13 protein-coding genes are annotated in these 21,499 nt (G+C 44.5%); 4 read left to right on the top strand and 9 right to left on the bottom strand.

The genetic code is table 11. From position 1 onward, the window contains the following. Nucleotides 1–13: 13 nt before the first annotated feature. Together GQA99_RS10180 and GQA99_RS10175 are read right to left on the bottom strand one after the other, a co-directional pair. The gene (locus tag GQA99_RS10180; RefSeq protein ID WP_160053773.1) at nt 14–931 is read right to left on the bottom strand and encodes a TonB-dependent receptor; all 918 of its coding nucleotides are present in this window, start codon (nt 929–931) and stop codon (nt 14–16) included. 78 nt (nt 932–1,009) lie between these two features. Beyond that, a complete protein-coding gene (locus tag GQA99_RS10175; protein WP_160053772.1) occupies nt 1,010–1,660 on the bottom strand; it encodes a TetR/AcrR family transcriptional regulator in 651 nt (216 codons plus the stop codon). Between the two features lie 225 nt (nt 1,661–1,885). Between GQA99_RS10175 and GQA99_RS10170 the strand changes: the two genes are divergently transcribed. Both GQA99_RS10170 and GQA99_RS10165 read left to right on the top strand, forming a co-directional pair. After that, nucleotides 1,886–3,007, top strand: a complete 1,122-nt coding sequence (locus GQA99_RS10170; RefSeq protein ID WP_160053771.1) for an efflux RND transporter periplasmic adaptor subunit — start codon at nt 1,886–1,888, stop codon at nt 3,005–3,007. Further along, nucleotides 3,004–6,075: an efflux RND transporter permease subunit gene (locus GQA99_RS10165; RefSeq protein ID WP_160053770.1), complete on the top strand. Its 3,072-nt coding sequence runs from the start codon at nt 3,004–3,006 to the stop codon at nt 6,073–6,075. The genes GQA99_RS10170 and GQA99_RS10165 overlap by 4 nt, the downstream gene beginning before the upstream one ends. A gap of 76 nt (nt 6,076–6,151) precedes the next feature. Here the strand turns inward: GQA99_RS10165 and cydX are convergent, their stop codons facing one another. The 4 genes from cydX to purL form a co-directional block, all read right to left on the bottom strand. Further along, the gene (gene cydX / locus GQA99_RS10160) at nt 6,152–6,262 is read right to left on the bottom strand and encodes a cytochrome bd-I oxidase subunit CydX (RefSeq protein WP_059747876.1); all 111 of its coding nucleotides are present in this window, start codon (nt 6,260–6,262) and stop codon (nt 6,152–6,154) included. Between the two features lie 17 nt (nt 6,263–6,279). Further along, on the bottom strand, nt 6,280–7,419 hold the full coding sequence (gene cydB, locus GQA99_RS10155) for a cytochrome d ubiquinol oxidase subunit II (protein ID WP_160053769.1): 1,140 nt from the start codon (nt 7,417–7,419) through the stop codon (nt 6,280–6,282). Between the two features lie 15 nt (nt 7,420–7,434). After that, on the bottom strand, nt 7,435–8,991 hold the full coding sequence (locus tag GQA99_RS10150; protein WP_160053768.1) for a cytochrome ubiquinol oxidase subunit I: 1,557 nt from the start codon (nt 8,989–8,991) through the stop codon (nt 7,435–7,437). 1,222 nt (nt 8,992–10,213) lie between these two features. Next, nucleotides 10,214–14,095, bottom strand: coding sequence for a phosphoribosylformylglycinamidine synthase (gene purL / locus GQA99_RS10145; RefSeq protein ID WP_160053788.1), 3,882 nt, complete (start codon nt 14,093–14,095; stop codon nt 10,214–10,216). A 350-nt stretch (nt 14,096–14,445) separates the two neighbouring features. Here purL and mltF point away from each other — a divergent pair, with 350 nt between their 5' ends. After that, entirely contained in the window at nt 14,446–15,879 is a 1,434-nt protein-coding gene (gene mltF / locus GQA99_RS10140) for a membrane-bound lytic murein transglycosylase MltF (RefSeq protein WP_160053767.1), read from the top strand. Nucleotides 15,880–16,123: 244 nt separating this feature from the next. On the opposite strand, the gene tadA is transcribed toward mltF, so the two are convergent. The 3 genes from tadA to guaB form a co-directional block, all read right to left on the bottom strand. Then, a complete protein-coding gene (gene tadA / locus GQA99_RS10135; RefSeq protein ID WP_373291422.1) occupies nt 16,124–16,651 on the bottom strand; it encodes a tRNA adenosine(34) deaminase TadA in 528 nt (175 codons plus the stop codon). A 203-nt stretch (nt 16,652–16,854) separates the two neighbouring features. Beyond that, nucleotides 16,855–18,432 (bottom strand): glutamine-hydrolyzing GMP synthase, encoded by a 1,578-nt coding sequence (gene guaA, locus GQA99_RS10130; RefSeq protein WP_160053766.1) that lies wholly within the window; start codon nt 18,430–18,432, stop codon nt 16,855–16,857. A 92-nt stretch (nt 18,433–18,524) separates the two neighbouring features. After that, nucleotides 18,525–19,991, bottom strand: coding sequence for an IMP dehydrogenase (gene guaB / locus GQA99_RS10125; protein ID WP_160053765.1), 1,467 nt, complete (start codon nt 19,989–19,991; stop codon nt 18,525–18,527). 118 nt (nt 19,992–20,109) lie between these two features. On the opposite strand from guaB, the gene xseA reads away from it, so the two are divergent. Further along, nucleotides 20,110–21,450, top strand: coding sequence for an exodeoxyribonuclease VII large subunit (gene xseA, locus GQA99_RS10120; protein WP_160053764.1), 1,341 nt, complete (start codon nt 20,110–20,112; stop codon nt 21,448–21,450). Nucleotides 21,451–21,499 lie beyond the last annotated feature (49 nt).

The raw sequence follows: 21,499 nt of genomic DNA, 5'->3' as shown, positions 1-21,499 counted from the left end.
TCAATCTATCAGCTTAAAACGTTAACTTAAACACCAAGCCGAATGCGGCTTGATCTTCAATGTCTTCGGTTACTTTTGGCTCGCTCAGTTCCATTTCGCCGCCAAAGTAGTAACCGGCATAGGCGTTTACACTCACATTGTCGGTGGCTTTCCAGCCTGCGCGGACAAAACCAACCCATTCATCGATCTCGATGGTTTGATCGTCATCTGCGACTAAAAAGCGCTCTGTGCGTTTTGAACTACCAATGCCAAAATCAATATCGGGGCGATACTGATAGCTTAGCTCTAGGCCTGCTGGGCCACTAAAACCTGCTTGAAACGGGTTAGCTAGCACTAACTTGTCGTTGATTTGCCAACGTACAGCTAAATAAGGCACGGTGCGCACTTCGGAAATATCATTTAAATATGCCACACCAAAACCCAACATATTACCTGACTCAAAACGGTACATACTCGATGCAACAACCCCATAACTTTGGGCATTAGATGATGAGGCTGTATCGGCATAAGCATATTTTAATTGCGGTGCCACTAAAAACATCCAGTGATTATCTAGACGATATGTGAGTGATAACCCTGCGCTGTATTGATGAACCGTTGACCAGTCTTGCTCGTTAGAGCGTAATGGCGTGGCCTGATTAATGCGCCAATCGTAATCGAGGTTGTCGTAACCGACATTAGCCCCCAATGACCATTGACGATTTAATGGCATTGAGGCTGAAAAACTGGTTTTCCAGGCGTCACGCTGAAGCTCATTAGCCCCAACATCGGCAGTGGCTGCGGACGTACGCGCAACCGTTAATGAAAATGGTGAACGGTCTGGCGCGGCTAAGGCCTGTTGGCTGAGTAATAAACCAGGAACTAACAATAACGATTTAATCATTAAGCTCAGAGCATTGGGCTTAACGATAAAAGCTTTATAAGATGTCATAACGATGTGCATCCTTTCAAAAAATGGCTAATCTTACTTAATACTGAATTAACATCACTTCAGTTCAAAACCTATGCATTATTTTGTCATAACCTTGTGGGCCCGCAAGAACATCTCTGCAGTATCTTGTAAGTATTGTTGTCTGGTTAATAATAAGTGGTCTGTCTCTAATGCCAATTCTAGACGTAATTTTAGCTCGCCAAACAGCATTAAACATAGCCTTACCGCACTGTCGTGGGGGTTAGCGAAATAATACTCGCCGTGCTGGTTAACCTTGGTTAAATATTCGCGAATTAACCCCAAAATATGTTTGGGCCCTGCATCGTAAAACAGTTTGGACACTTCAGGGTGAGTCTCGGCTTGTGCGACGCAGGTTTTAAATACTGTCATGGTGTCTTTACTGACTATCAATTCACCAAACTGTTTGGCAAATAGCAATATCACCCGCTGGGGATCTGTGGCATCAATTAAGGCATCGTCAGTGAGTTGATGTACGACACACTTAGAGTCTATTGCGGCGACGAACAAATCATCTTTCGAACCAAAGTGCGAGTATACCGTTTGCTTTGATACGCCCGCATGTTTGGCAACCTCGTCCATACTGGTTAACGGAAAACCTTTATGGCAAAACAACTCCATTGCTGACTCAAGCACTTGATTACGCTTTTGTTCACTGCGACTCAAGTTAACTTGTTCGTCATTGTTTGTCGCTGACGTTTCTTTTGTCATGTGTTTTCCATAGGCTTAAACGAGCATAAAAATTGAGGGGTTGTATCAGTACGATTAAATCATCATAACCAAAAATAGACTGGACAGTCTAGTTTTATAAAATTAGACTACCGAGTCTAGTTAACAATTAAGCTACATTTTACCGAGCACCGTACTGACCACGAATACGTCAATCGCGTTGCGATGAGTCATTGCCGAACCACATATCGCTTTAAAGGAATAATTATGTTTGCTGTAAGGTCATTCACCCAACATCTTCGCTACTGTGCATTAGGGTTGAGCATAATGCTATTAAGTGGTTGTGGCTCTGAGGTTAAAGAGCATTCGCAAACTGTTGAGTATCAGTCGGTATTGGCGCAAAGCTTAGTGCTTAATGATCGTTACCAACAAATGCAAACCTATACCGGTACCATCCGCTCCGCAAACACCACAGGTATAGGATTTGAGCTGGCGGGTAAACTCAATAATATTGTGGTAGACAGCGGTGATGTGGTCACAAAAGGCCAGATATTAGCCCAATTAGACACCGACTTATTGGTTGCAGAAAAACAACAACTAGAAGCAAGCTTATTACAAACTCAAGCAGATATTGATTTAGCCAAAAGCACCCTGGTGCGTACTGAAAAGCTCAAAACGCAAAACTATGTGTCGGCGCAGCAACTCGATGAAACCCAACAACAGGTGATTAGCCTGCAAGCCAATCAAAAACGCATTGAAGCTAGCTTGAGTGCCGCCAAATTAAAGCTTGAAAAATCAACCTTACTCGCGCCATTTGATGGTGTCATTAGCCAACGTTATCATAATCTTGGTGAGGTCATTGCCCTGGGCAGTGCGGTGTTTAATTTAGTCGGTAACAGTCAGCCTGTAGCCTATATTGGTGTGCCGGTTGACATCGCGCAGCAATTAACTGCGCAGCAAAATGTCGACGTGCGTGTTGGCAAGCAAACTTTTACCGCCAAAATTGCCGGAATCAGCGCTGAGGTCAACACCATTAGCCGCACGGTGCAACTGCGCATTCAATTACCCGATTCAGCAAGAGTGATTAACGGCGAAATCGCTTACCTTGTGTATCAACAAGACAGTTTAACCGCAGGCTATTGGGTGCCAATGTCGGCATTAACCGACGGCGTCCGTGGTTTATGGAATGTGTATGTGTTGGTACAAGATGAACAACCGCTTTATCAAATTGAGCGCAGAGATGTTGAGATTATTTACACAAATGAGCAACAGGCTTATATCAAAGGAGCCATACAAGCTAATGAGCTGATTGTGACAGATGGCCTGCATAAAATTGTGGTTGGCCAGCAAGTGACTTTAGCTAAAACGCAACCGTTGGAGGCGCTATGATTAAAGCGTTTCTTGAAAATGGCCGCTTAACCAGCTTATTTATCGCGTTGTTAATTGTTGCCGGACTGGGCGCAATATCCAGTTTGCCGCGCACTGAAGATCCCCACATTACCAACAGGTTTGCCTCGGTTATTACTCAATACCCTGGCGCGTCTGCTGAGCGTGTCGAAGCCTTAGTCACTGAAGTGCTTGAAAACCAATTACGCCGCCTGGAAGACTTAAAGTTGGTGCAGTCGACATCGCGCCCGGGCATTTCGGTTATTCAACTGGAATTAAAAGATACCGTTATTGAAACCGACCCGGTGTGGTCGCGGGCACGTGACTTAATTTCCGACAGTCAGTTTTTATTACCTGAAGCGGCACAAAATGGCGTGTTAGATGATCAATTAGGCTATGCCAGCACCGCAATTTTAGGTCTGGTATGGACCGACGACTCGCCTGTTCGAGCGGATATTCTTAATCGCTACGCCAAAGAACTGCAAAGCCGTTTACGTCTATTGAATGGCACTGACTTTGCAAAACTGTATGGCGCACCAGAAGAAGAGATATTGGTTGAGCTTGACGGCAATAAAATCAGTCAGCTGCATCTCACCCCTGCTAGCATCGCGGCGATTTTGTCTAATGCCGACAGTAAAATATCTGCCGGCGAAATTAATAACAGCCAGTTTAGAGCTTTAGTTGAAGTCTCGGGTGAGCTCGACTCACAAAACCGTATTCGTCAGGTACCTTTAAAAGTTGATGAGTATGGCCAGATTATCCGCTTAGGTGATGTGGCGACCATTACTCGCCAGGCTAAAACGCCAGCGAGTAGCATTGCCCTTATTGATAGTCAGCAAGGCATTTTGGTTTCTGCCCGCATGCTCAACAATAATCGAGTGGATTTATGGCAACAACAAGTTAGCCAAACCATTGAGGCATTTTCGGTTAATTTACCGGCTAACATTGAAGTGCAGTGGTTGTTTGATCAACAAGGGTACACTCAAGACCGGCTCGGCGATTTAGTGATTAACTTATTACAGGGTTTTATTATCATCCTTGTGGTGTTAATGCTCACGTTAGGCCTACGTAATGCCGTTATTGTGGCGATATCATTGCCGTTAACGGCCTTATTCACACTCACCTGCATGAAGTACACTGGGTTACCCATTCATCAAATGTCGGTCACAGGCTTAGTGGTTGCGCTGGGTATTATGGTCGATAACGCCATTGTCATTGTTGATGCCATTGCTCAGCGGCGTCAGCAAGGTATGAGTAAGCTCGAAGCGGTATCAAAAACCCTGCATCATTTATGGTTGCCGTTAGCGGGGTCAACCGTTACCACCATGCTAGCATTTGCGCCAATTGTGTTAATGCCTGGCGCTGCGGGTGAGTTTGTCGGTGGGATTGCCATTTCGGTGATGTTTGCCCTGCTTGGGTCTTATATTATTTCACACACTATTATTGCTGGCCTTGCAGGTCGCTTTAGTCGCAGTGAAAAACCGACCGTTTGGTATCAACAAGGCATGGCATTTCCAAAAATTAGCCAGGCCTTTACCGGAAGTTTACGCTTTGCATTGCACCGCCCGATCCTGACTGCTGTGGTTATTGGTATTTTGCCTGTGGCAGGCTTTTTTGCTGCGGGAAAAATGACTGAGCAATTTTTCCCGCCATCAGACAGGGATATGTTTCAGCTAGAAGTTCACTTAGCGCCCCATGTCAGCATTGAACATACCTTGGCCCAGGTGAAACTGATTGATGCCAAGCTACAAAAGATAGATGACATTCTTGCGGCAACCTGGGTAGTAGGCGGTAACACGCCGTCGTTTTACTACAACTTAACCCAGCGCCAACAAGGGGCAACTAATTACGCCCAGGCGATGATAAAAGTCACCGATTTTGTTGCTGCCAATAGGTTAATTTTACAGTTGCAAAAAGAGCTTGATAGAGAATACCCACAAGCGCAAATACTGGTGCGAAAATTAGAACAAGGCCCGCCGTTTAATGCTCCTGTAGAGTTACGAATTTATGGCCCTAATTTAGACACACTAAAAACACTGGGCGAACAAGTGCGAGGTATTTTAAATGCCACGCCAGATGTGATTCATACCCGAGCAACCTTGAGCTCAGGTGCGCCAAAAGTGTGGCTGCAGGTAAATGAAGACGCAAGTTTAATGAGCGGCTTAAGTTTAAGTGACATTGCCAGCCAAATCCAAATGGCCACCACCGGGATTATTGGCGGCAGTATTTTAGAGCAAACAGAATCGTTGCCTGTACGAGTCCGTTTAGGCGATAACAGCCGTGAGCAAACAACTCGTTTAGCCGAAATAAACTTGGTGTCACCGTCGGGCTCTGGCATTCCTTTGTCGGCATTATCTTATAATGAGGTTAATGTGAGCCGCGGCGCTATTCCGCGTCGTAACGGCGAGCGTGTTAACACGATTGAAGCCTATATCACCAGTGGCGTTCTACCGGCTCAGGTGTTAAATGACGTTAAAGATGCCATCGCAAACCTTGATATTCCAGCCGGTTATCATGTCGAAGTGGGCGGCGAAAGCGCTAAACGTAATGAAGCGGTGGGTAACTTACTGTCTAACATTGTGTTGGTATTCACCTTATTGCTGGCCACTGTGGTGTTGTCGTTTAATTCATTTAGATTAACGGCCATTATTCTACTCAGTGCCTTTCAATCTGCAGGTTTAGGCTTGCTCGCAGTATTTGTGTTTGGCTACCCGTTTGGTTTCACCGTGATTATCGGTTTGTTAGGATTAATGGGATTAGCGATTAACGCCGCCATTGTCATTTTGGCAGAGCTTGAGGATGTGCCAGACGCTAAACAAGGTAATTTGGCATTGATAATCGATACAGTGAGTAGTTGTGGGCGTCATATTGGTTCAACCACCATTACCACTATCGGCGGCTTTTTACCGTTAATTATTGCTGGCGGCGGGTTTTGGCCACCTTTTGCCATCGCCATTGCCGGCGGCACATTACTGGCTACTATGCTGTCGCTCATATGGGTACCGGTGATGTATTTACTGTTGATGAAACCGCGAAGAGCAATTCGACAAGGGCAAGCAGTTACGAGTTAGAGAGTAGTAGATTGAACAGCCAATAAAAAACCGCTTTACTTCTAAAGCGGTTTTTTTATGGGTTAATGGCAGAAGATTAATCTTCGCTTTGACGATCCATATTCTCGGTATTCTCAAGCCATAAGGCGTTAATAATACCGAATGAACACGCCAGTAACACACCTAAAATCCACGCAAAATACCACATAGATGTTGCTCCTTAATTTAGTAAAGTGAGGTTTTATTGTTTTCAATAAATTCACGATTTAAACGGCCGAACATCTTGTAATAAGTCCAAGCAGTATAAGACAAAATAATGGGTACAAAAACAGCCGCAACTAGCGTCATGACGGTTAAGGTCATTTTACTGGCTGTTGCATCCCACATGGTTAAGCTTACATTAGGCTCTAAAGACGATGGCATCACAAATGGGAACATTGCTGCACCACAAGTGAAAATAACACAAGCCACAGCAAGCGAGCTAAACAAGAAGGCAAAACCACTGCGATTAAAGCGACTGGCTAAAACAACCAGTACAGGCAATATTAAACCCAAAATTGGGAACAACATTGTCACTGGGTATTTGTCATAATTGGTTAACCAGGCCCCCGCCTCAACAGCAACGGTTTTAGTGGTTGGGTTTGACGCACCGGCTAGGTCAAGCGTTGATGTGACCACATAACCATCTATGCCATTGATAAGCCAAACACCCGCAGCACCAAATAGTACAAATAATAAGCTCGCGCAAATTTGTGATGCTTTAACACTGCGTACACGTAGCTCACCTTCGGTTTTCATTTGTAACCAAGATGCGCCTTGCATCATAAACATGGTCACACTAACAAGCCCGGCTAATAAGCCAAACGGATTAAGTAAACCAAAGAAACCGCCGTGGTAGGTAGCACGTAAATACTCATCAAAGTTAAAAGGCACGCCTTGCAGTAAGTTACCAAATGCCACACCAATGATCAGTGGAGGCACAAACCCGCCAACAAACAACGCCCAATCCCATGACTTACGCCATTTTGGGTTTTCAATTTTAGAGCGGTAATCAAAGCCAACTGGGCGCATGTACAATGCAAATAGCACGAGCATCATCGCCACATAAAAGCCAGAAAACGATACTGCATATACCATTGGCCAGGCTGCAAACAGCGCGCCGCCAGCAGTAATTAGCCATACCTGGTTACCGTCCCAGTGTGGGGCGATGGTATTGATCATAATACGGCGTTCAGTGTCGTCTTTACCAATAATAGGCAACAACGCACCAACACCCATGTCAAATCCATCAGCTACAGCAAAACCGACTAATATCACACCGATTAATGCCCACCAGATAAATCTTAATACTTCGTAATCAAACATAATCAAGTCCTCCGATTAGGCGTCTAGGTTTTCAAAGTGATAACGACCAGTCTTTAAGCTACTAGGGCCAAGACGAGCGAACTTGAACATTAAGAAAGCCTCTATCACCAGTAAAATGGTATAGAACACCGTAATCGAAATAATACTGAACCATAAATCAGCAGGCGTTAAGCTTGAGGCTGACATAAAGGTCGGTAACACTTCAGAGATAGTCCACGGTTGACGGCCAAACTCTGATACAAACCAACCACATTCAATGGCGATCCAGGGAAGCGGTAAGCTGTAAAGCGCTGCGCGCAGAACCCATTTTTTCTCAGCAATTTGATGACGCGTGCTTTGCCAAAATGCAGCAGCAAACACAAATAACATAATCACCCCGGCACCCACCATAATACGGAAGGTCCAGAACATAGGCGCGACAGTCGGGATTGAGTCATATGATGCAGCAATAATTTGCTCTTCAGTTGCATCAACCACTTTGTCGGTATAACGCTTAAGTAAGAAGCCATAGCCTAAATCGTCTTTGGTTGCTTCAAACTGTGCTCTCACCTCTGGTGTTTCATCACCTGCACGTAACTTTTCAAGCAGCCCATATGCCACCATACCGTTACGAATACGCACTTCATGCTCTTTAATCAGGTCTTTAAGGCCAGTCACTTCTTCATCTAAAGAACGTGTAGCAATAATCCCCATTAAATACGGTATTTTAACGGCGTAATCTGTGTGCATGGTTTCTTGATTAGGAAAACCCACTGCAGTAAAGGCAGCTGGAGCCGGCTCTGTGTGCCACTCAGCTTCGATTGCTGCTAATTTAACGCGCTGAACTTCGCCAACTTCATAGCCAGATTCATCACCCAGTACGATAACTGAAAGGATTGACGCTAAACCGAAACTGGCAGCAATAGCAAATGAACGACGTGCAAAAGGTAAGTCACGGCCTTTTAGGATGTAGTAAGCACTGATAGAAAGCACAAACATCGCACCAGCAACATAACCAGAGGCTACAGTGTGAACAAACTTGACCTGTGCAACCGGGTTAAACACTAGCGCCGCAAAGTCAGTCATTTCCATACGCATGGTTTCGTAATTAAACACAGATCCCACAGGGTTTTGCATCCAACCGTTGGCAATCAAAATCCATAATGCGGACATGTTAGAGCCAAGGGCCACTAACCAGGTTACCGCAAGATGCTGACGTTTGCTGAAACGATCCCAACCGAAGAAGAACATACCCACTAAGGTCGATTCAAGGAAGAATGCCATTAACGCTTCGATGGCCAGAGGCGCACCGAAAATGTCACCTACATAATGAGAATAGTATGACCAGTTAGTACCAAACTGGAACTCCATAGCTAAACCCGTAGCAACACCTAAGGCAAAGTTAATCCCGAAAAGTTTACCCCAGAATTTGGTCATGTCTTTATATATCTGATTATTTGTCATCACATACAGTGACTCCATAATCGCCAGAATAAAGGCAAGTCCAAGGGTAAGTGGAACAAATAAAAAGTGGTACATGGCTGTCAACGCAAATTGAAAACGCGATAGCTCAACAACCTCTTCGATAATCATTGGCGACTCCTTACTTCATTCAGTTCGACCAAATGCGATACGGTAATGGCACATTGCCACAGTGATGATGTTATGCCTGAAAACGGTAATATAAAGTTAATAAGAGTAATGCGTTTATTTAATGAAAATAGACGAGTCAAACCATTAGCTTAGGTTTTCAAGCCAAATCCTAAACGTTGTATATCTTACGGTATTTTTACTGGCGGGATCATATTTTTTACTCAATTCTGTGACCAACATTAGATTTTTTGCATAGATATTTATTTACTGATTAAATTCAACGGCTTACAAATTTAACACTTGTATCACACAGCACAAAAAAATCCATTTTGTGACCAGAAGCAAATCGACTTATGACTTAAAAATCACCAGGACCACTAAATTTGCTCGCCCTCTCTCGCTAGAGGTATTGACAATAACAACCCAATTGCTAGGAGGGCATAATTAATACCATTGCGCGTTAGTAAGTGATCTCTCAGCGAGAATTTAAAATGTAATGATATAAGACTCAAAACATGAAGGAATGACGCTTAACCAAAAAGGGTTGAACAATCACATGAACACACTATTATTTTTTGTGATGGATAAGTAAAACTTTAACAAACTGAAACATCTTAAAAATAATAATCATTATTAACAAAGTGATAGACTAAGCTAGTTGAGAATGAATTAATAACAAAAAATCAACTCATTAATTAAACTAATCTCTGACATCACTTTTTCTCATTTGAGCAAAATTTACACTCACAGTATAATTTGTACTCAATTAAGAACACGAATAACCACATTTTCTGCGTCGTAGTCTTAATCCCCTCCCCTAATGTTCCGAGATGTTGTTATGACGCTATTATTTGAAAATATTGTAAACCTGTACAAACGTGCTTTTTCTGAGATGTTCACTACCAAAGAAGACAAATAACGTAAACTCACGTTGTGCACTTAATGGGCGATTGTTTTGTTAGCGCAATTCGATAATGGCCCGTCATGGTTTTAATGCCATCGTAACAAAAAGCCCCACAGCATTATGCCTTGGAGCTTTTTGTTTGGCTTATTGATTTCTTATTGATTTCTTATTGATTTCTTATTGATTTCTTATTGATTTCTTATTGATTAAATACAAAATTATACCAATAAAAATGGCGACTCAATTGAGTCGCCATTTTTTTAAAGGCTTTTATAAACTGAGCTGATAGCCAACCGGTTTATAGGCTGGCCTTCAACCTTAGCCAATCTTAACTCGCGCGTTACGGAACATGCGCATCCATGGACTGTCTTCGCCCCAACCATCTGGGTGCCAAGAGTTAGCAACGGTTCTAAATACTCGCTCTGGGTGCGGCATCATAATGGTGACACGACCGTCAGTGGTACAAATACCCGTTAAACCGTCTGGTGAACCATTAGGGTTTTCTGGGTATTGCGTTGCGATCTGTCCGTGACCATCAACATAACGCAGTGCAATTGTGCCTGACGCTTGGGCAGCGGCAAGTGCTTGAGCATTGGCAAACTCGGCTAAACCCTCACCGTGAGATACCGCGATAGGCATACGTGAACCGACCATTCCTTCAAAGAACACCGATGGTGATTGCTGTACTTCAACCAGGCTAAAGCGTGCTTCAAAACGCTCAGAGCGGTTGCGCACAAAGTGTGGCCAATGCTCACTGCCAGGGATGATTTCTTTTAAGTTAGATAACATCTGGCAACCGTTACACACACCTAGCGCAATGCTTGAATCACGCTCAAAGAAGCGGCTAAATTCATCACGGGCACGGCTGTTAAATAAAATCGACTTAGCCCAACCTTCGCCAGCGCCAAGTACGTCACCATAAGAGAAACCTCCACAAGCCACTAGGCCCTGGAACTCTTCTAAGCTAATACGACCTGATAAGATATCAGACATATGCACGTCGCGGCTTTCAAAACCTGCGCGGTCAAATGCAGCAGCCATTTCGATATGCGAGTTAACACCCTGCTCACGTAAAATAGCCATTTTAGGCGCTGCGCCTTTTAAAATATAAGGTGCAGCAACATCTTCGCTCGGATTAAAGCCTAATTTAACGGTTAAACCAGGTGCATCAGCTTGTTGTTTAAGCTCAAATTCTTGCTTAGCGCATTCAGGGTTATCACGCAGCGCTTGCATGCGGTAGGTGGTTTCAGACCACAAAGTGCGTAATGCGGTGCGGGTGTCGGCAAAGATAACGCGCTCGCCATCAGTAATACTGATCTTATCGGCAGCTTGTAGGCCACCAATGTGATGACAGCTCACGCCTTTAGCTTCAAACTGCGCAGCAATCTCAGTGGCTTGCTCTGCATTCACTTGAATAACAGCGCCTAATTCTTCGTTAAACAAACGCTCTAAATCAGTACCGTTTAAACCTGCTAAATCGATACTTAACCCTGTGTTACCGGCAAATGCCATTTCAACTAGGGTGGTAAATAACCCACCGTCGCTGCGATCGTGATAAGCGATAACAGCCTGGTCTGATACTAATTTTTGCATCACTTCAAAGAAGCCAGCTAGGTTAGCCGTGTTATCCAGTGTTGGCGCAATATCGCCAAGCTCGCTGTACACCTGTGCTAAACATGAACCGCCTAAACGGTTTTGGCCGTTGCTCAAATCAAGCATCAATAATGCGCTGTCACCTTTGTCTGAGCGAAGCTCTGGTGTAACGGTTTTACGAATATCTTGCACAATACCAAAGGCTGTAATGACTAACGACATAGGCGATGTGACGGTTTTACTGACGCCATTGTCTTGCCATGCGGTTTTCATCGACATGGAGTCTTTACCTACAGGAATGGTAATACCCAGCGCTGGACATAAGTCTTCACCGATAGCTTTAACCGCTTCGTAAAGACCGGCATCTTCACCTGGGTGACCGGCAGGCGACATCCAGTTAGCAGAAAGTTTAATACGCTTGAACGAACCAATATCGGTACCGGCAATGTTCATAATCGACTCAGCAACAGCCATACGAGCCGATGCATCAAAATCGAGAAGTGCTAGCGGAGTGCGCTCGCCCATCGACATCGCTTCGCCGGTGTAGCTGTCATAACTTGATGCCGTGACTGCACAATCGGCAACAGGTACCTGCCAGGGGCCGACCATTTGGTCGCGATTAACTAAACCGGTTACAGAACGATCGCCAATGGTGATTAAAAAGGTTTTGTCAGCCACAGTTGGTAGAGTCAAAATGCGTTTAACTGCCTCAGTTAGCTCAATTTTAGTTTGATCTAACGCGGGTGACACTGCCTTAGCAGACACCACATCACGGCTCATTTTAGGCGCTTTACCTAATAATACTTCAAGTGGTAAATCAATTGGCTTGTTATTAAAGTGACTGTCTGCAAGGGTTAAATGCATCTCTTCTGTGGCTTCACCTACTACAGCAAACGGCGCACGCTCACGAGCACAAATATCAGCAAACTGTTGCAGATTTTCTGGGGCAACCGATAACACATAACGTTCTTGAGATTCGTTACACCAAATCTCAAGTGGGCTCATGCCAGGCTCATCAGAGGGCACGTTGCGTAAATTGAACACACCACCACGATTACCGTCGTTAACCAATTCAGGGAAAGCATTCGATAAACCACCCGCACCCACGTCATGAATAAACTGAATGGGGTTAGCGTCACCTAATTGCCAACAACGGTCGATAACTTCCTGGCAGCGACGTTCCATTTCAGGATTTTCACGTTGCACAGATGCAAAGTCTAAATCTTCACTTGATTGGCCAGATGCCATCGAAGAGGCAGCGCCGCCGCCTAAACCGATGTTCATCGCAGGGCCGCCCAACACAATCAGCTTTGCGCCAACGGTAATTTCACCTTTTTGCACGTGTTCTTCACGGATATTACCTAAACCACCGGCAATCATAATCGGCTTATGGTAACCACGCACTTCAACACCGTTATGGCTTGATACTTCTTGCTCGTAGGTACGGAAATAACCGGTTAACGCCGGACGACCAAATTCGTTATTAAATGCCGCGCCGCCTAATGGGCCTTCAAGCATGATTTCTAACGGAGTGACGATACGGTCAGGTTTGCCGTAATTGCCTTCCCAGGGTTGAACAAAACCCGGGATTTTAAGGTTAGACACGGTAAAGCCATTTAAACCGGCTTTGGGTTTAGAACCTCGACCTGTTGCACCTTCGTCACGAATTTCGCCACCAGAACCTGTAGCTGCACCTGGATATGGGCTGATTGCCGTTGGGTGATTGTGGGTTTCTACCTTCATCAATACGTGCATTGCTTCGGTGTGATAGTTGTATACACCATCAGGATCGGGGAAGAAACGCCCTGCAACAGAACCAGTCATTACTGCGGCATTATCTTTATAAGCTGATAATACGAAATCTGGTGTCACTTCGAAGGTGTTTTTGATCATTTTGAACAATGATTTTGGCTGTACTTCGCCGTCAATTGTCCAATCGGCATTGAAAATTTTATGACGGCAATGTTCTGAGTTAGCCTGAGCAAACATCATTAATTCAATGTCGTTGGGATTACGCTTTAAGCGAACAAAGTTTTCGACTAAATAGTCAATCTCATCATCGGCTAACGCTAAGCCCAGCTTCACGTTGGCCACTTCAAGTGCGCGGCGACCTTCGCCTAAAATATTGACGCTGTTAAATTTAGCTGGTTCAGTGCGGGCAAACAGCACCTGGGCGTCATCAAAGCTTGGCAACATTACCTCAACCATGCGGTCGTGTAATAAGCCTTGCAGTTGCTTTTGTTGCTCGGCCGTTAAGGTGGCTGACTCAACATAATAAGCAATACCGCGTTCTAAACGCTTTACCTTGCTCAAACCACAATTTTGCGCGATGTCGGTTGCTTTAGATGACCAAGGAGAAATAGTACCAGGACGTGGGGTAACAAAAAGCAATGTCCCTTGTGGAGCGTGCGACTCAATCGCAGGGCCGTAGGTAAGAATAGTTTCTAGCTGTAGACGTTCATTATCATCGAGTGGTTCAGTCAAATTGGCTAAATGCACATACTCGGCATAAATTTGCGACACAGGAAGCGATGCGTTTTCGCAAGCCTCCATGAGTTTTTGAACTCTAAATGCAGATAGTGCAGGGGCTCCGCGAATGATTTCCATCACGTCTATTCACCTTATAATTTATATAGGAGGGTCAGAATTGGCGCTATTATAGGGAATTGCACCATACAAATCACGTTCAAGCACGGGTGAAAACAGTGTTTCCTGATAGGGAAAATATCCCACAACAATAATGCTAAAGTGAATAGCATGACGACTTTACATCTGAATGCAAAATAGACACCATTTGGTGCTTTTTTTGCACAAGCCTAGGCGTTTTGCAAAACTCCTGATAAAGTATGCGAAAAAAGACGTTATTCCCCCTACATATTTAAAGGCTATTTACACTCGTTTTCTCGTACTACTCTCGTGAACGTTAACGAACAACTTAAGATAACCAGTTAATAAATATGATCAAAACCTTATTTATCATTTTACTCTGCGCGATACTCAGCGCATGCCAACCCGTTGATATTCAACAGGTCGATATTGCTGCGCCAGCGCCGAAACGTACTGTCCTTAAGGTCGGTACCCTTTATGGTCCGCAGATTTACCTCAATTCAGAATTAGGTGAAACCGGTTTTGATTTTGAAATGGCCCAGCGTTTTGCCGATTATCTTGCTGTGCCGTTAGAAATGATCCCCTACACCGATCGTAAAGCACTGTTTAAAGCCTTAAAAGATAACGATATCGACATTATTGCTGCGGGCATTGCTAAAACACCTAATCGCAGCAAGCAATTTAAACTTGGCCCAACCTTATACAAGGTTAATCAGGTGCTGGTTTACAAAGAAGGCACGCCTGAGCCAAAAGACATTGGTACCTTGTCGGGTGAAATCACCGTCATGGCAAATTCATCATCGGTAAATACCTTAACCCAATTACAAAAAGACCACCCAGAGTTAATGTGGAACCAGGTTAATGACAAAGACAACGAAGAACTTTTTGCACTGGTTGCTAAAGGTGAATTGAACTACACGATTTCAGACTCAAATAGCTTGCTCATCAACCAGCGTTTTTTACCCGAATTGCGCGCTGGGATGATTTTGGAAGAAAAAATTGAAGTCGTTTGGTTATTGCCGCCCAAAGACAGTGACCGCCTAATGAGCCAACTATTGGCTTTTTGGCACAAAGAAAAACGCGCAGGCACTTTAGAACACCTCAATGAAAAATATTTTGGTCATGTAAAACGCTTTGATTATGTTGATACTCGTGCCTTTATCCGTGCCATTGACAATATTTTGCCCGAGTATCGCAGCATGTTTGAAGAACACGCTGGCGAATTAGATTGGCGTAAACTGGCTGCGGCCAGCTACCAGGAATCACATTGGAATCCTACCGCGCGCTCGCGAACCGGGGTTAGGGGGATGATGATGCTTACCCGCCCAACAGCAACCTATGTTGGCGTTGAAAACCGCTTAGATGCAGAACAAAGCATCCGTGGCGGCGCATTTTATTTAAAAGATATGATGGAACGTTTACCAGATACGATCCCTGAGTCACAAAGAATTTGGTTTGCATTAGCAGCATACAACATAGGATTAGGCCATGTTGAAGATGCACGGCGTTTAACCGAGTCAATGGGCATGAACCCTAGCGCCTGGCGTGACGTAAAAAAGGTTTTACCTCTCTTGCAGCAATCAAAATATTACAAACAAACCCGTTATGGCTATGCTCGTGGCAGTGAAGCCGTCCATTATGTTGACAGTATTCGTCGTTATTACGACACCCTAGTGTGGGTTGATAATCAAACCAAACAGATGGAAGTCATCGACGAAAGTGACAGTGTGGAAGTGATTGCCGAAGAAGTACAGATTAATAATGTGTCGGCTCAGCAGCCATAATGATTGCATTGTTAAGTGTGAAAAAATACTATGGCTTATCAACAACGCTCACTTGCGGCGTTGTTAAGCGATTTAATTCAGCAATTTGAAGGATATCGGTATGAGAAGAAGAGCGATAAGCAACACCATGTCACGCCGTCGTGTCATGCTTAAAGTACAAAAAAACCGCATTCAAAATCGTCAACGCGCGCATTTTTTACTGATTCAAACCGAAAGTTAATCAACGTTTAACCCCACGAATAAATTAGTCTTCAACCTGTTGCTGCTTGCCTAACAGTTTGAGGGCTTTTTTTTCGGCACGTCTGCGCTTAAAAAAAGCACTTAACTGCTCAGCACACTCATCGGCTAACACCCCTGCACTCACGGCTAACTGGTGATTAAATGCAGGATGCTGCAATAAATCAATCACGCTCCCCGCGGCACCGGTTTTTAAATCATCGGCACCATAAACCACGCGCTTAATCCGCCCATGCACCATTGCGCCCGCGCACATAGCACAAGGCTCGAGCGTGACATACAAGGTTGTGTCTAGCATTCGGTAGTTGTTGAGCACGTTACCGGCCTGGCGAATACATTCCATTTCGGCGTGAGCGGTAGGGTCGTTATTGATAATGCTTAAATTAAAGCCACTGGCAATCATGACATCATCTTTCACTAACACTGCACCGACAGGCACTTCACCTTTTAATTCGGCTTGCTCAGCTAACTGCATCGCTAAACGCATCCATTGCTTATCGATCACTTGCTGCGCGTCACTCACAGGTGTATCAATAGTACTTGAATTAGCCTTCACATTTGCACTGGGCGCTGGATTAGCAGTAAGGTTGGGGTCAACAAAAGTTGTACAATCTGCCTTGGGAATATCTGTCACGCTATTAGCCTATTTCATAAGATTTACGTGGCTATTCTAACAAATAAAAAAGACGCCGCAGCGTCTTTTTTATATCACATCAATATCGGGTTAATCCTATTGGATTACTCCCATTCGATCGTTGCAGGTGGCTTACCTGAAATATCGTAAACCACACGAGAAATACCATCGATTTCATTAATAATACGGTTCGATACACGACCCAAAAAGTCGTACGGTAAGTGCGCCCAATGTGCGGTCATAAAGTCGATAGTTTCTACCGCGCGAAGCGACACAACCCAATCATATTTACGGCCATCACCCATCACACCAACCGAGCGTACCGGTAAAAATACCGTAAATGCCTGGCTGACTTTGTTATATAAGTCAGCTTTGTGCAATTCTTCAATGAAGATAGCATCAGCACGACGTAACAAGTCACAATACTCTTTTTTTACTTCACCAAGAACGCGTACACCAAGACCAGGCCCTGGGAACGGATGGCGATAAAGCATGTTGTAAGGTAAGCCAAGTTCTAAACCAATTTTACGGACTTCGTCTTTAAATAATTCACGTAGTGGCTCAACCAGGCCCATTTTCATATCAGCAGGTAAACCGCCAACATTGTGGTGCGATTTAATCACATGAGCTTTACCGGTTGCGCTACCCGCAGATTCAATCACATCTGGGTAAATAGTGCCTTGAGCTAACCATTTAGCATTGACGCATTTTTTTGATTCTTCGTCGAAAATTTCAACAAACACGCGACCAATGATTTTACGCTTGGCTTCTGGTTCAGCTTCGCCAGCCATCGCATCTAAGAAACGATTTTCAGCATCTACATGGACAATATTGAGTCCAAAGTGATCGCCAAACATCTCTAATACTTGCTCTGCTTCGTTCAAACGCAGCAAGCCGTTATCCACAAATACACACGTGAGTTTATCGCCAATGGCGCGGTGCAATAGCATGGCCACAACCGATGAATCAACACCACCTGACAAACCTAAAATCACTTCATCATCGCCAATTTGTTGCTTTAAGCGCTCAATGGCATCTTCGATAATTGATGAAGGTTTCCAATTTGCTTCACAGCCACAAATGTCTAACGCAAAATGCTCAAGCATGCGCTGACCCTGGCGAGTGTGGGTCACTTCTGGGTGAAATTGCACACCGTAAAAGCGCTTCTCTTCGTTAGCCATTGCCGCAAACGGACAGGTTGACGTTTTAGCAACGGTGACGAAGCCTTCTGGGATCATCGATACTTTATCACCGTGGCTCATCCATACATCGAGTAATGGTTTGCCATCTGCACTTACGGCATCTTCAATGCTTTTAAACAGTGCTGACGTGGTTTGCAGTTCGATTTGAGCATAACCAAATTCGCCCTCGCCTACGCCTTGAATCACTTTACCGCCAAGTTGCTCTGACATGGTTTGCATGCCGTAACAAATGCCTAAAACGGGTACGCCAGCATTAAATACGTATTCAGGTGCACGTGGTGAATTATCAGCGGTTACGCTTTCAGGACCGCCGGCTAAAATAATGCCGTTAGGTGCAAATTCACGAATTTGAGCTTCGCTCACATCCCAAGCCCATAACTCACAATACACGCCAATTTCACGAATACGACGGGCAATAAGTTGTGTGTACTGAGAACCAAAATCGAGGATCAAAATCTTATGATCATGAATGTTAATCATGGGTAACCTTTACAAATTGATTAAATGCCATGGCCAATACACTGGCCATAATGCGAGTAACAAAAGGGCGACAAACGTCGCCCTTGCCGAAATTATGAACGATAGTTTGGTGCTTCTTTGGTAATAGTCACATCATGTACGTGTGACTCGCCCATCCCTGCAGAAGTCACCTTAACAAACTGTGCTTTTTCATTTAAATCTTTAATGGTGGCACAACCTGTTAAGCCCATGCATGAGCGTAAACCACCCATGTGCTGGTGAATAATTTCTTTTAACTTACCTTTATAAGGCACGCGACCTTCAACGCCTTCTGGCACTAATTTGTCGGCGGCGTTGTCACTTTGGAAATAACGATCTGATGAACCTTGAGACTGACCCATAGCGCCAAGAGAACCCATACCACGGTATGACTTATACGCGCGCCCCTGATAAAGCTCAGTTTCACCAGGTGCTTCTTCAGTACCGGCAAACATTGAACCCGCCATAATGCATGATGCACCCGCGGCTAATGCTTTAGCTAAGTCACCAGAAAAACGAATACCGCCATCGGCAATCACTGGGATCCCTAACGCGAGTACCGCTTCAGCCGCATCAGATACAGCTGTAATTTGTGGAACCCCTACGCCAGTCACAATACGCGTAGTACAAATTGAACCAGGGCCTATACCCACTTTAACGGCGTTTACGCCAGCTTCAACTAACGCAAGTGCGCCAGAAGCTGTAGCAACGTTACCGCCAACAATTTGTAACTCAGGGTATTTAGCACGGGTGTCACGAATGCGTTGTAATACGCCTTCTGAGTGACCATGTGATGAGTCAATCAACAGTACGTCGACACCGGCTTTAACAAGGGCATCAACACGCTCTTCGTTACCAGGACCTGCACCGACTGCTGCGCCAACACGTAAACGACCTAACTCGTCTTTACAGGCGTTAGGCTTACGCTCAGCTTTTTCGAAATCTTTTACTGTGACAAGGCCTTTAAGTTTAAAGTTATTGTCAACCACGAGGACTTTTTCAATACGATGAGCATGCATTAACTTTTGCACTTCATCTAACTTGGTGCCCTCTGTCACTGTCACAAGGCGATCTTTTGGCGTCATCATGTCGGCAACCGTTTTGCTCCAGTCGGTAACAAAACGTACGTCACGGCCAGTAATAATCCCCACAAGTTCGTGTGCATCATTCACCACAGGGTAACCAGCAAAACCATTACGCTCAGTTAATTCACGCAGGTCGGTTAAACTTGTTGCAGGAGTCACGGTAACAGGGTCTTGAACAATCCCTGCTTCATAGCTTTTAACTTTGCGGACTTCTTCGGCTTGTTGCTCAATACTCATGTTTTTATGAATAAAACCTAAGCCGCCTTCTTGCGCCATTGCAATGGCAAGACGAGACTCGGTGACTGTGTCCATAGCGGCAGACACCAGTGGAATATTCAGTTCGATTTTAGTCGTTAAACGGGTTTTGAGAACAGCGGTATTAGGGAGTACGGTCGAGTGGGCAGGAACCAACAACACATCATCAAAGGTTAGTGCATCTTTCAGTAAACGTAGCATGGCAACATCTCCCTAGTAAGTAGGATTTGAGGTGAAATATTGCGGCGAGATTATACCTTGCATATTGCAGTTGGTAAATGGAAAATAGATTTTTATTACCGTTAGAATGAGAACATTCATGAGTGCCACAAAAAACAATGTTTACACCGTTTCACAATTAAACGGCGAAGTAAGGCATATTCTTGAAGGTCAAATAGGTAAAATCTGGTTAAATGGTGAAATTTCAAACTTTTCCTCGCCAAGTTCTGGCCATTGGTATCTCACTTTAAAAGATAGCCAATCACAAATTCGCTGTGCGATGTTTAAAGGCCGTAATCAATCGGTACGCTTTAAACCTGTCAATGGTCAACAAGTGTTAGTGAAAGGCGCTATCAGTGTTTACGAGCCTCGTGGCGACTATCAATTGCTACTTGAGTCAATGTTGCCTGCTGGCGACGGCTTGTTAGCACAGGAATTTGAGGCTTTAAAGCTTAAATTAGCTGCAGAAGGTTTATTTGCCACAGAAACAAAGCGTCCTATTCCAAATAATATTCAACGCATTGGCGTGATTACCTCGGCTACTGGCGCAGCGCTTCGAGACATATTGCACGTATTAGCCAGGCGCGACCCATCTATCGAAGTGATAGTTTACCCAACCCAGGTGCAAGGGGCTGGTGCGAGCCAGTTAATTTGTCAGGCCATAACGACAGCAAACCAGCGCCTTGAAGTCGATGTATTACTTCTGACTCGTGGCGGCGGTTCATTAGAAGATTTATGGTGTTTTAACAGTGAGCACCTAGCTCATGCCATTTACAACAGCGCCCTACCGGTAATTAGTGCTGTCGGCCATGAAATAGACACCACCATCAGCGATTATGTTGCCGATGTGCGCGCACCAACACCTTCTGCTGGCGCTGAGCTATTGTCCAAAGACAAAGGTAACAAAGCTGAAAAGTTGATATTGCTGCTCGCTCGCTTACAACAAAGTATGAAGCATTATCAGTTACAACAAAGTGGTCGCTTAACCCAATTAACCCACCAGCTTCAACGCCATGAGCCACAGCGAAAACTGCAGCAATTTGAACAGCGTTTTGATGAAATGCAGCTGCGATTAGAGCATGCCTTACAACACAAACTCAGCCGTTTAACGTTGCGCCACCAGCAATTATATAACCGCTTACAACAACGTTCACCGGCCAGCACTTTAACATTAGAAAAACAGCGCCTACAGTACCTAACCGAGCGCTTTAACGACGCCAGCACCGATTACTTCAAGCAGGCGTCATTACGTGTCGCCCAAGCAGCCCATAAGCTTGATACTGTTAGCCCACTGGCCACATTGAGCCGAGGCTATTCAATCACTAGCGCGAATAAAAAGGTTGTCGAAAATGCTGAAAAATTAGCGTTAGGAGATGAAATTCATACTCGCTTAAAACACGGAGAAATCACCTCTACCGTAACTAAAATATCGAGTAACTAAAACAAATCTTTAGATACAAAAAAACCATCTTGCGATGGCTTTTGTTTAA

The sequence above is a fragment of the Shewanella litoralis genome, assembly GCF_009828585.1.
Lineage (GTDB): Bacteria > Pseudomonadota > Gammaproteobacteria > Enterobacterales > Shewanellaceae > Shewanella > Shewanella litoralis.
Note: the sequence above shows the minus strand (reverse complement) of the source record. Positions and strands in the feature narration are given on the sequence as shown.

Bases quoted from the DNA above. Each gene is read 5' to 3' on its own strand.
- GQA99_RS10180 (WP_160053773.1), bottom strand. From the start codon at position 931: ATGACATCTTATAAAGCTTTTATCGTTAAGCCCAATGCTCTGAGCTTA.
- GQA99_RS10175 (WP_160053772.1), bottom strand. From the start codon at position 1,660: ATGACAAAAGAAACGTCAGCGACAAACAATGACGAACAAGTTAACTTG.
- GQA99_RS10170 (WP_160053771.1), top strand. From the start codon at position 1,886: ATGTTTGCTGTAAGGTCATTCACCCAACATCTTCGCTACTGTGCATTA.
- GQA99_RS10165 (WP_160053770.1), top strand. From the start codon at position 3,004: ATGATTAAAGCGTTTCTTGAAAATGGCCGCTTAACCAGCTTATTTATC.
- cydX (WP_059747876.1), bottom strand. From the start codon at position 6,262: ATGTGGTATTTTGCGTGGATTTTAGGTGTGTTACTGGCGTGTTCATTC.
- cydB (WP_160053769.1), bottom strand. From the start codon at position 7,419: ATGTTTGATTACGAAGTATTAAGATTTATCTGGTGGGCATTAATCGGT.
- GQA99_RS10150 (WP_160053768.1), bottom strand. From the start codon at position 8,991: ATGATTATCGAAGAGGTTGTTGAGCTATCGCGTTTTCAATTTGCGTTG.
- purL (WP_160053788.1), bottom strand. From the start codon at position 14,095: ATGGAAATCATTCGCGGAGCCCCTGCACTATCTGCATTTAGAGTTCAA.
- mltF (WP_160053767.1), top strand. From the start codon at position 14,446: ATGATCAAAACCTTATTTATCATTTTACTCTGCGCGATACTCAGCGCA.
- guaA (WP_160053766.1), bottom strand. From the start codon at position 18,432: ATGATTAACATTCATGATCATAAGATTTTGATCCTCGATTTTGGTTCT.
- guaB (WP_160053765.1), bottom strand. From the start codon at position 19,991: ATGCTACGTTTACTGAAAGATGCACTAACCTTTGATGATGTGTTGTTG.
- xseA (WP_160053764.1), top strand. From the start codon at position 20,110: ATGAGTGCCACAAAAAACAATGTTTACACCGTTTCACAATTAAACGGC.